Genomic DNA, 10045 nt, shown 5'->3' on the forward strand with positions numbered 1-10045 from the left:
AAGGGCGCCCGTACTCGGGCGCCCGGGTCGTGCGGCTTACTGGTACCCTTTCGGGAAGGGGTTGGGTTTGATCACGTCGGACTCCCACACCACGTCGGCCTGGCCATCGGCTTTCCATTTGCCGATGCGGGTGCGCATCCACAGGTGATGGTTGTCATCCACTTTCAGGTAGCCATGCGGGGAGTTGTCCCACTCCATGCCCGGCGATGCGGCCACCACCTTGTCCACGTCGAAGCTGCCGGCGGCTTCCACCGCACGCTTCCACAACCACGGCCCCAGGTAGGCGGATTCGGTCACATCACCAATCACGGCCTTGTCGCCATATTTCTTCTTGAAGGCGGCCACGAATTCCTTGTTACCCGGCAAATCCAGGCTCTGGAAATACTTCATGGAGGAGTACAGACCTTCCACGTTTTCACCACCGATACCGAGCACTTCATCCTCGGTCACGGATATGGTCAGCATGGGCTGCTTCTTGAAGGTCAGGCCGGCGGCGTTGAGCTGCTTGAACCAGGCCACGTTGGAACCGCCCACCACGGCACCGAACACCAGGTCCGGTTTTTTCAGCTTGATCTTGTTGATCAGCGAGCCGAACTGGGTGCTGCCCAGCGGGTAATATTCCTCGCCCACTACCTTGCCGTGCAGCACGTTCTCGATGTGTTTGCGGGCAATCTTCATGGAGGTGCGAGGCCAGATGTAGTCAGACCCCACCAGATAGAAGGTCTTGGCACCAAGCTTGTCATGGGCCCAGTTGAGACCGGCCAGAATCTGCTGGGTGGCTTCCTGGCCGGTGTAGAAGACGTTATGGGACTGCTCCAGACCCTCATAGAAGGTCGGGTAGTACAGCAGACCGTTATCCTTCTCGAACACCGGCAATACCGCCTTGCGCGAGGCGGAGGTCCAGCAACCGAAGACGGCGGCAACCTTGTCCTTTTCCAGCAGCTTGTGGGACTTTTCCGCGAAGGTCGGCCAGTCAGAAGCGCCATCCTCCTGGATGATCTTGATCTGGCGTCCCAATACACCGCCCTGGGCATTGATCTGCTCGATGGCCAGCTTTTCCGCCTGTACGGAGCCGGTTTCACTGATCGCCATGGTGCCGGTCAGTGAATGCAGAATGCCCACGGTGACCGTGTCGTCGGTGACCGACAGGCCAGTGGTGTTCACGTCATCGGCAAACACCGGGTTGGCCAGCGCCAGTGCCGCCGGCAGGGCCAGCAGCCCGGCCAGCAGACGGCGCCGGGTGGACTGTGTCTTGCGCTTGGAGTCTTTCATCGTCATCCCCTATTCAGTGACATGCTTGGGAGGGGCCCACTGCCCCCTTTGTCCCTCGCCATTGAGTATGGGAAGACGCCCCCTACCGGCCCATTCGGCGAATGCGCCAGAGCACTACGTCATTTGACGCATACCCGCACTGGCCGCCCCCGGCTAGTCTCGGGCGCGGGCGGGGCTATCAAGGAGGCACCGCTACCGAGCGAAGCGCCGCCGACATCGGGAAAGGCACGAATCGTGCTTGGGATACTCTCGCGGCGATTTCCGCTGCCTGCGGATGATGAACATGGCCTTACAGCAACGGATCTTCCGGGTCCGGCGCAATTACAATCAGTGGGTGGCCAACCAGACACTGGAAGACTTTGCGCTGCGCTTTACCGCCAAATCGGCGCGCCGCTGGTCTGCCGGTCGGGTGGCCCATACCGCCCTTGGGGGGATCTCCTTTCTGGCTCTGGAGGCCATCGGCGGCACCATTACGCTCAACTACGGGTTTACCAATACCGTGACGGCGGTGATGGCCGTGGCGCTGATCATTTTCATGCTGGGGGTGCCGGTGAGCTATTACGCCGCTCGCTACGGGGTGGATATTGATCTGCTCACCCGCGGCGCCGGTTTCGGCTACCTGGGCTCCACCCTGACGTCACTGATATACGCCTCGTTTACCTTTATCTTTTTCGCCCTGGAAGCGGCCATCATGGCCATGGCCCTGCAGATCGTGTTCGGCCTGCCGCCAACGCTGGGCTATCTGGTCAGCTCGCTGATGGTGATTCCGCTGGTCACCCACGGCATCACCTATATCAGCCGTTTCCAGCTGTGGACCCAGCCCCTGTGGCTGCTGCTTCAGCTGGCCCCCTTTGTGTTCATTCTGGCCCAGGACCCCAGCACCCTGGACCGTTGGCAACACTTCGAAGGGCTGGGACCCCACGATGGCAGTTTCAATCTGCTGATGTTCGGCGCCGCCTCCACCGTGCTGTTTTCCCTGGTAGCCCAGATCGGCGAGCAGGTGGATTTTCTGCGTTTCATGCCCGAGGCGCAGGCAGGCAAGCGCGCCCGCTGGTGGCTGGCCCTGCTGGCCGGCGGCCCGGGCTGGGTACTGATGGGCGCCTTCAAGATTCTGGCCGGCTCCTTTCTGGCAGTGTTGGCGTTCTATCACGGGCTACCCAGCAATGAGGCCCATGAACCCATGCAGATGTACCTGGTGGCCTTCAGCCATATCACCTCCAGCCCACCCATGCTGCTGGCACTGGCCGGTATCTTCGTGGTGCTGTCCCAACTCAAGATCAACGTCACCAACGCCTATGCCGGCTCCATTGCCTGGTCCAACTTCTTCTCGCGGCTGACCCACAGCCATCCGGGCCGGGTGGTGTGGCTGGTATTCAATGTCATGATCGCCCTGGTGCTGATGGAAATCGGTATCTACCGGGCCTTCGAATCGATTCTCGGCAGCTACGCGGTGGTGGCAGTGGCCTGGATCGGTGCCCTGGTCGCGGATCTGGTGATCAACAAGCCGCTGGGCCTGAGCCCCAAAGGCATCGAATTCAAGCGCGCCTACCTGTTTGATCTCAACCCGGTGGGCTTCGGCGCCATGCTGCTGGCGACCACCATCGGCCTGTCGGCCCGCGCCGGCCTGTGGGGTGACAGCGCCCATGCCCTGGCTTCTTTCCTGACACTGGGCAGCGTCATGGTGATTGCACCGCTGCTGGCCTGGGCCACCGGCGGGCGCTATTACATTGCGCGCCACCCGGACCAGGCCGACGCCCTGAGCGGCCAGGCCTGCTGCATCTGCGAGCACCACTTCGACGGCGAGGACATGGCCTTCTGCCCGGCCTACAACGGCCCCATCTGTTCGCTGTGCTGTTCCCTGGATGCCCGCTGCAATGATGCCTGCAAGAGTAACGCCCGGGTTCAGGAACAGTTGCTGGGCTGGCTGGGCAAGGTATTTCCGGCAACGCTGGTCAACCGGCTGCGCTCGCGCCTGGGACACTTCCTCGGTCTGTTGACGCTGGTCACTCTGGTGATGGCCGGGCTCATGGGACTGGTCTACTCCCAGTTACCGACGGTGGAACCACTGGTGCGTGATCTGATGGCCGCCACCCTGGCCAAGGTCTTCGCCATCCTGGTGATCATCAGTGGCGTGGTGGCCTGGTTATTCGTACTGGCCCATGAAAGCCGCGTGGTGGCCCAGGAAGAAAGCCGCCGCCAGACCCGCATGCTGATGCAGGAAATCAAGGCCCATGAAAAGACCGACCGCATGCTGCAACAGGCCAAGGAACAGGCGGAAGCGGCCAACCAGGCCAAGAGCCGCTATCTGACTGGTCTCAGCCACGAGCTACGTTCGCCGCTCAATGCCGCCTTCGGCTACGCCCAGCTACTGGAAAACGACCCGGGTATCCCCGTGGATCGGCGCGAAGCCGTCTGCGCCATTCGCCGCAGTACCGAGCACCTGTCGGACCTGATCGAGGGGTTGCTGGAAATCTCCAAGATCGAGGCCGGCCGGCTGGAGTTGTATCGCAACGAAGTGCGGGTGCGCACCCTGATCGACGAACTGGTGGCCATGTTCCAGCTGCAGGCCGAAGACAAGGGCATCCGCTTTGAATTCCACAGCCGCGGGCCGCTCCCCGGCTGGGTCACCACCGATGAAAAGCGGCTTCGCCAGATTCTTATCAACCTGTTGTCCAACGCCATCAAGTTCACCCGCGAGGGCAGCGTCACCCTGACCTTCCGCTACCGTAACCAGGTGGCCGAGTTCGTCATCGCCGACACCGGTGTGGGCATCGCCGAGGAAGATCTGCAACGTATCTTCCGCCCCTTCGAGCGGGTCAGGAAACCCGGCGTACCGGCGGTGCACGGCACCGGGCTGGGGCTGACCATCACCAAACTGCTAACCGACATCATGGGCGGCGACATTCAGGTCAGCAGCGAACCGGGCAAAGGCAGCACCTTCCGCCTCTCCGTGATGCTGGCCAGTGTCAGTCGTCCGGACAGCTCGCCCCGCGAACAGCTGCCGGTGACCGGCTACCTGGGGCAGCGCCATACGCTGCTGGTGGTCGATGACGACCCGTCTCACCGCGGCCTGGTCAGCGACCTGCTCACGCCACTGGGATTCCAGGTGGATGAAGCGCCGGACGGTGAAACTGCCCTGGCCCTGGTGGCACAGACACCGCCGTCACTGATTCTGATGGATATCGGCATGCCGGGCCTGGACGGCTGGCAGACCGCCGCCCGTCTGCGCGAGGCGGGCCATGCCGGCCCCATCGTTATGCTCTCCGCCAATGCCCGGGAACTGCATGCGGATGTGCCACAACATCTTTACGACGATTACCTGGTCAAGCCCTTCAAGTTCGGCGCCCTGCTCGACAGCCTGGCCCGCCAGCTGGGCCTGACCTGGCAACACCAGAGCCCGCCGAGCCGGCGCCCGCCGCGCATTGCAGTCACCACCGTGGCCCTGGACCCGGCGCTGCGTGACGAACTGCTCGCGCTGGCGGAAATCGGCCACCTCAGTGGCCTGCGTGATGCCCTGACCCGGCAGGGCGACAGCCTGCCCGAACCGCTCGGCCAGGCCATCCGGGACAACCTGGAACGCTATGACTTCCAGGCCCTGATACAGCTACTGGAGAAAGCGTCATGAACGCGGCCCCGCGCAAAGATCTGATCCTGGTGGTGGATGACTCACCGGATTCGCTGGGCATGATTCACCAGGCCCTGGACCGGGCCGGCCTGACCGCGCTGGTGGCGCTGGAGGGTGAACAGGCACTGGGTATCGCCGAAAAGATGGTGCCCGACCTGATTCTGATGGACGCCATCATGCCCAACCTGGACGGCTTCGAGACCTGCCGCCGCCTCAAGGACCATCCGGAACTGTCGTCGGTACCGGTGATTTTCATGACCGGGCTGACCGACAGCGAGGATGTGGTTCGCGGTCTGGAGGCCGGCGGCGTGGACTATGTCACCAAGCCGGTACGCCCGGATGAACTGATTGCCCGCATCCGCGTGCACCTGAACAACGCCCGCCTGACACAGAGCGCCCACACCGCCCTGGACCGGCTGGGCCAGGCCACCTTTTCCACCGATGAAGCAGGCATCTGGCGCTGGGCCACCCGCCAGGCGGAACAACTGCTGGGCAAGGCCTGTGATGACCGCGCCGCCCTGCTGGAGCAACTGGCCGGCGAAATCCGCCACTGGCTACAGCATCAGCCGGAGCGAGGCCAGCAACTCAATCTCGGTGCCCTGCCCGGCAATCTAGGCCTGCGCTATCTGGGCCGCAGCAGCGCCCAGGAGCACCTGTTTCGTCTGCTGCACCAGGACAGCGACGCGGAACTGGCGCTGCTGCGCTCGGCACTGCATGTGACCCAGCGTGAAGCCCAGGTTCTGGTCTGGATTGCCCACGGCAAGACCAACCGGGAAATTGCCCAGATTCTGGCGCTCAGCCCGCGCACGGTGAACAAGCACCTGGAACAGATATTTCGCAAGCTGGGGGTGGAAAACCGCACGGCGGCGGCGGCCATGGTGATCCAGTATCTGACCCAGATACAGTAATGGCCTGGTCACGATTCATACGCAACCGCAGTGCCGCCAGAAACGGGCTCAGGCGCCGCCGCGCAGCACCTGGGGCAGCAACATCACCACCGCCGCATAGCTGACGATCAGCAGCATCAGGGCGATGCCCAGGCCCAGAAAGGGGCTCACATTGAGGCTGCGGTGATAGATGAAACCGTGGGCGGCCAGCTGCCAGCTCACCAGCAGCAGGTAGATGCCATCGATCAGCGGCAGGCGCTCACTGGCGCCCAGGTTGATCAGCAACAGCGGCAGGCTGGCCAGGGTCAACATGATATCCACGCCCACCAGCGACAGGGCTGCCTGCCACCAGCGGCTCTGCAACGCCTTGAAGGTCAGCAGCAAACGGCAACCCGCCAGCACCACGGTCATGGTCAACAGCTGGCTGGCCAGCAACACCGCCAGCGGCAAGGCCGTCTGCAGGCTGGCCACCACCAGCTGCAAGGCGAACCAGACCGCCAGCACCACGGCCAGCAACGGTGGGGAATAGGGACTCTGCTCGGGACCGGAGCGGAAAGTGCAGAGTCGCCAGAAATGAGTTAATAGTGCAGTCATAGTGCCTCCGGCGGCCTATTCTTCCAGAGCCGGAGGGAAAGCACCACGGCCGGCGCCCAATCGGATGGAAAGTCATGAAAAGCCCATCATCCTCCGTTAGAATGCGCGCAAATCGAATCAAGGGGTCTGTTATGGCGCGTAAAAACGCTTTCTACGCTCAGTCCGGTGGGGTTACCGCCGTCATCAATGCTTCCGCCGCCGGCGTCATCGAAGCCGCCCGTGAAAACAAGGACGTGATCGGCAAGGTCTACGCCGGCCGTAACGGTATCATTGGAGCCCTCAAGGAAGAGCTGATCGACACCAGCAAAGAAAGCAAAAGTGCCATCGAGGCCCTCAAGCACACCCCCGGCGGCGCCTTCGGCTCCTGCCGCTACAAGCTCAAGGATCTGAAGACCTCCCAGCGCGAATACGAGCGCCTGATCGAGGTCTTCAAGGCCCACAACATCGGCTACTTCTTCTACAACGGCGGTGGTGACTCCGCCGATACCTGTCTGAAGGTGTCCCAGCTGTCCGAGAAGATGGGCTACCCGATCCAGGCCATTCATGTGCCCAAGACCGTGGATAACGACCTGCCCTTCACCGACGTCAGCCCGGGCTTCGGCTCCGTGGCCAAGTATACGGCGGTAAGCTGTCGTGAAGCGGCCCTGGACGTGGCCAGCATGTGCGCCACCTCCACCAAGGTGTTTGTCATGGAAGTGATGGGCCGCCACGCCGGCTGGATCGCCGCCGCCGCGGGCCTGGCCAAGGAAGATAACGACGATGCCCCGCACCTGATCCTGTTCCCGGAAATTGCCTTCGACAAGGCCGCCTTCATGAAGAAGGTGGAAGCCACCGTGAAGAAGAGCGGTTACTGCGTGATCGTGGTCTCCGAGGGCGCCCGTTATGAAGACGGCACCTTCCTGGCCGACGCCGGCAACACCGATGCCTTCGGCCACAAACAGCTGGGCGGCGTGGCGCCGGTCATTGCGCAGATGGTCAAGGACGAGCTGGGTTACAAGTATCACTGGGCGGTCAGCGACTACCTGCAGCGCGCGGCCCGTCACATTGCCTCCGCCACGGACGTGGAGCAGGCCTACGCGGTGGGCCGTGCGGCGGTGGAGTTCGCGGTGGCCGGCAAAAACGCCGTGATGCCCACGGTGGTGCGCAAGGACACCAAGAAATACAGCTGGACCATCGGCGAAGCGCCGCTGAGCAAGGTGGCCAACGTGGAAAAGAAAATGCCGCGCAAGTTCATCAGCAAGGATGGCTTCGGCATTACCCCGTCCGGGCGCGCCTATCTGGAACCGCTGATCGGCGGCGAATCCTACCCGCCCTACAAGAATGGTCTGCCCCAGTTTGCCAAGCTCAAGCTGGTGGCCGTGGCGCGCAAGCTCAACGACGCCTTCGAGGTATAAGCTCGACCGGGCTGACCGCCTGTGACAAAAAAGCCCCGCCAGAGCGGTAATGCCGTTCACTTAAGCGGTGCAAATCTGGCTGAACCCTTTCAGGTAGGTTCCCTCTCCCCTTGTGGGAGAGGGACAGGGAGAGGGTCGGGGCGAACTTCAGTGACTTACCATTGATCTGGCTGTCACGCCCCCCCTCTCCCCAACCCCTCTCCCGCAAGGGGAGAGGGGCTTAACATCTAAAGTGAACAGCATTACCGCCAGCGCGGGGCTTTTTTATGCCTGCCTGTGTCACTCGCCGGGCTTGCCATTCTCCGGTTTGCCACGCAGGGAGTTGATCAGTCGTTTGGGCAAGTTGGTGGATTCCAGCAGCGGGCGCAGTAACGTCAGCGTGCCCTCCATTCGTTCTACCCGCTCCACCAGATGATCCACATGGTCGGAGATGCCCTCCACCCGGGTGGAGACACCACTGACCTGATCCGGCAGGGCATCCATGCGCTCGATGATATTCATGATGCGATGGGCCATGACCAGATATTCCAGGGCCGCACGGACCACCGCCACTGCCACCAGCAGGCCGAAAGGTGCTGCCAGTAACGCGGTGATGCCCGCCAGCATGGATACCTGAAAGAAGCTGACCACGATAATGATGGTCAGCAAGGTGGCGGCCATCACCAGGATCAGGTAGAACCAGGGCAGCAGCTGCATGGTCAGGTAACGGTCAAACCGCCAGTCCGCCAGGTCTTCAAGCAGTTTCACGCGGGCTTTCTTTTGCTCATCCATTGCAACAATCCAGAGTCATTATCCAGGGTCATTAACCGTCGAAGGGAACATGCTGTTTCCCTATGCCTATCTACGCAAAGCCGGGCGCAAACAACAATGGCCTTTTTGTGAACGCCGGTGTCATGCTTTGCCCTGTCACCCGGGCAAAGACAGTGATAGCGTCAGACAAAACGAAAAAAAGAGGCCCTATCGTGAGCGACCCCCTTGCCGATCTGTCCAGAAAAGCGTTTGTTTATGAGTGTGCCAGCCGGGCGCTGGCCGCCAGCTTTGCCAACCCCACGGCCAAGCCCTCGGTTGCCAGTATGGTGCGCGATGCGGATAAACTGTGGGAAGAGCTTCAGGAATGGGAAAACAGACAGGAGTCACCCTTATGAAACGCTTGGTTCTGATTGCTACGCTACTGACCGGCCTGGCCAGCATGGCCTGGGCCGCTGACACCATCAGTGTCGATGACCTGGCCGGCAAAATGGCCCAGAAACAGGGACCGGTGGTCATCGATGTTCGTAATGAAGACGAATTTCTTGCCGGTCATATCCCCGGTGCCATCATGATTCCCCAGTCCCAGATCGGCGCCAACCTGGAAATGCTGAAGGCCCACAAGAAAGAACCCATTGTGGTCTATTGTCGCTCCGGGGCACGCGCTGCCAAGGCCGCCGCCGAGCTGGAAGAGGCGGGTTTCAAGAAGGTGGAGGTCCTGGATGGCAGCTTCCAGGCCTGGCAGGCTGCCGGCAAACCGGTCACCAAGTAGCGCTATTTTTTGAATATATGGCCTGACGGCTACCGCCAGGCTATAAGCTTATTCCGTATTTTTCCCGCCCCCGGTGGCTTGCCATTAGCCGCCGGGCCCCGCCATTGCTATAATCCGCGCCCACCACCAACCCTGTTGAGAAGGACAGATCATGGATTTTGCTAAGGTTCCCGCCGGGAAAGACCTCCCCGAAGATATCTACGTGGCCATCGAAATCCCGGCCAACGCTGACCCGATCAAGTACGAGATCGACAAAGACAGCAACGCGGTATTCGTGGACCGCTTCATGGCAACCCCCATGTTCTACCCGGCCAACTACGGCTACATCCCCAACACCCTGTCCGAAGATGGCGATCCGCTGGACGTGCTGGTTGTGACCCCCTACCCGGTGGTTCCCGGCTCCGTGATCCGCTGCCGCCCGGTGGGCATCCTGAACATGACCGACGAAGCCGGCAAAGATGCCAAGCTGGTTGCCGTACCGCACACCAAACTCACCAAGCTGTACGACAACGTCAAGGACATCAATGATCTGCCCGAGCTGCTGCTGGCCCAGATCAAGCACTTCTTCGAGAACTACAAGGACCTGGAAGCCGGCAAGTGGGTGAAGGTCGATGGCTGGGATGGCGCCGACGCCGCCAAGGCCGAAATCATCAAGTCCGTGGAAGCGTTCAATAACGCCAAGTAAACCACGCCAGATGAAACACAAAAAAGCCGGCTTTAAGCCACTGCTGTCCCACAGTTTGGGGCGGTCATA

The 10045-nt window shown here is 61.6% G+C and carries 9 protein-coding genes; 6 read left to right on the forward strand and 3 right to left on the reverse strand.

Translation table 11 applies throughout. From position 1 onward, the window contains the following. Positions 1 to 36 precede the first annotated feature (36 nt). Positions 37 to 1272 (reverse strand): urea ABC transporter substrate-binding protein, encoded by a 1236-nt coding sequence (urtA, locus tag A11A3_RS03090; RefSeq protein WP_008927804.1) that lies wholly within the window; start codon positions 1270 to 1272, stop codon positions 37 to 39. A gap of 283 nt (positions 1273 to 1555) precedes the next feature. Between urtA and A11A3_RS03095 the strand changes: the two genes are divergently transcribed. Together A11A3_RS03095 and A11A3_RS03100 are read left to right on the forward strand one after the other, a co-directional pair. Next, positions 1556 to 4897 (forward strand): hybrid sensor histidine kinase/response regulator, encoded by a 3342-nt coding sequence (locus A11A3_RS03095; RefSeq protein ID WP_008927805.1) that lies wholly within the window; start codon positions 1556 to 1558, stop codon positions 4895 to 4897. Then, positions 4894 to 5805, forward strand: coding sequence for a response regulator transcription factor (locus A11A3_RS03100; protein ID WP_008927806.1), 912 nt, complete (start codon positions 4894 to 4896; stop codon positions 5803 to 5805). Before A11A3_RS03095 ends, A11A3_RS03100 begins: the two co-directional genes overlap by 4 nt. A gap of 48 nt (positions 5806 to 5853) precedes the next feature. On the opposite strand, the gene A11A3_RS03105 is transcribed toward A11A3_RS03100, so the two are convergent. Further along, positions 5854 to 6378, reverse strand: coding sequence for a hypothetical protein (locus tag A11A3_RS03105; RefSeq protein WP_040296622.1), 525 nt, complete (start codon positions 6376 to 6378; stop codon positions 5854 to 5856). A 131-nt stretch (positions 6379 to 6509) separates the two neighbouring features. On the opposite strand from A11A3_RS03105, the gene A11A3_RS03110 reads away from it, so the two are divergent. Beyond that, the gene (locus A11A3_RS03110) at positions 6510 to 7772 is read left to right on the forward strand and encodes a 6-phosphofructokinase (protein ID WP_008927808.1); all 1263 of its coding nucleotides are present in this window, start codon (positions 6510 to 6512) and stop codon (positions 7770 to 7772) included. A gap of 279 nt (positions 7773 to 8051) precedes the next feature. Here A11A3_RS03110 and A11A3_RS03115 read toward each other — a convergent pair whose 3' ends face one another. Then, complete coding sequence (locus A11A3_RS03115; RefSeq protein ID WP_008927809.1) at positions 8052 to 8543, reverse strand: DUF4282 domain-containing protein; 492 nt, start codon at positions 8541 to 8543, stop codon at positions 8052 to 8054. 191 nt (positions 8544 to 8734) lie between these two features. Here A11A3_RS03115 and A11A3_RS03120 point away from each other — a divergent pair, with 191 nt between their 5' ends. The 3 genes from A11A3_RS03120 (at position 8735) to ppa (ending at position 9976) form a co-directional block, all read left to right on the forward strand. Beyond that, complete coding sequence (locus A11A3_RS03120; protein WP_008927810.1) at positions 8735 to 8917, forward strand: hypothetical protein; 183 nt, start codon at positions 8735 to 8737, stop codon at positions 8915 to 8917. Next, entirely contained in the window at positions 8914 to 9291 is a 378-nt protein-coding gene (locus tag A11A3_RS03125) for a rhodanese-like domain-containing protein (protein WP_008927811.1), read from the forward strand. Before A11A3_RS03120 ends, A11A3_RS03125 begins: the two co-directional genes overlap by 4 nt. A 151-nt stretch (positions 9292 to 9442) precedes the next feature. Beyond that, positions 9443 to 9976, forward strand: a complete 534-nt coding sequence (gene ppa, locus A11A3_RS03130) for an inorganic diphosphatase (RefSeq protein WP_008927812.1) — start codon at positions 9443 to 9445, stop codon at positions 9974 to 9976. Positions 9977 to 10045: the final 69 nt, after the last annotated feature.

Source organism: Alcanivorax hongdengensis A-11-3 (assembly GCF_000300995.1).
GTDB classification, from domain to species: Bacteria; Pseudomonadota; Gammaproteobacteria; order Pseudomonadales; family Alcanivoracaceae; genus Alcanivorax; species Alcanivorax hongdengensis.

Bases quoted from the DNA above. Each gene is read 5' to 3' on its own strand.
- A11A3_RS03115 (WP_008927809.1), bottom strand. From the start codon at position 8,543: ATGGATGAGCAAAAGAAAGCCCGCGTGAAACTGCTTGAAGACCTGGCG.
- A11A3_RS03125 (WP_008927811.1), top strand. From the start codon at position 8,914: ATGAAACGCTTGGTTCTGATTGCTACGCTACTGACCGGCCTGGCCAGC.
- urtA (WP_008927804.1), bottom strand. From the start codon at position 1,272: ATGAAAGACTCCAAGCGCAAGACACAGTCCACCCGGCGCCGTCTGCTG.
- A11A3_RS03095 (WP_008927805.1), top strand. From the start codon at position 1,556: ATGGCCTTACAGCAACGGATCTTCCGGGTCCGGCGCAATTACAATCAG.
- A11A3_RS03105 (WP_040296622.1), bottom strand. From the start codon at position 6,378: ATGACTGCACTATTAACTCATTTCTGGCGACTCTGCACTTTCCGCTCC.
- A11A3_RS03100 (WP_008927806.1), top strand. From the start codon at position 4,894: ATGAACGCGGCCCCGCGCAAAGATCTGATCCTGGTGGTGGATGACTCA.
- A11A3_RS03110 (WP_008927808.1), top strand. From the start codon at position 6,510: ATGGCGCGTAAAAACGCTTTCTACGCTCAGTCCGGTGGGGTTACCGCC.
- ppa (WP_008927812.1), top strand. From the start codon at position 9,443: ATGGATTTTGCTAAGGTTCCCGCCGGGAAAGACCTCCCCGAAGATATC.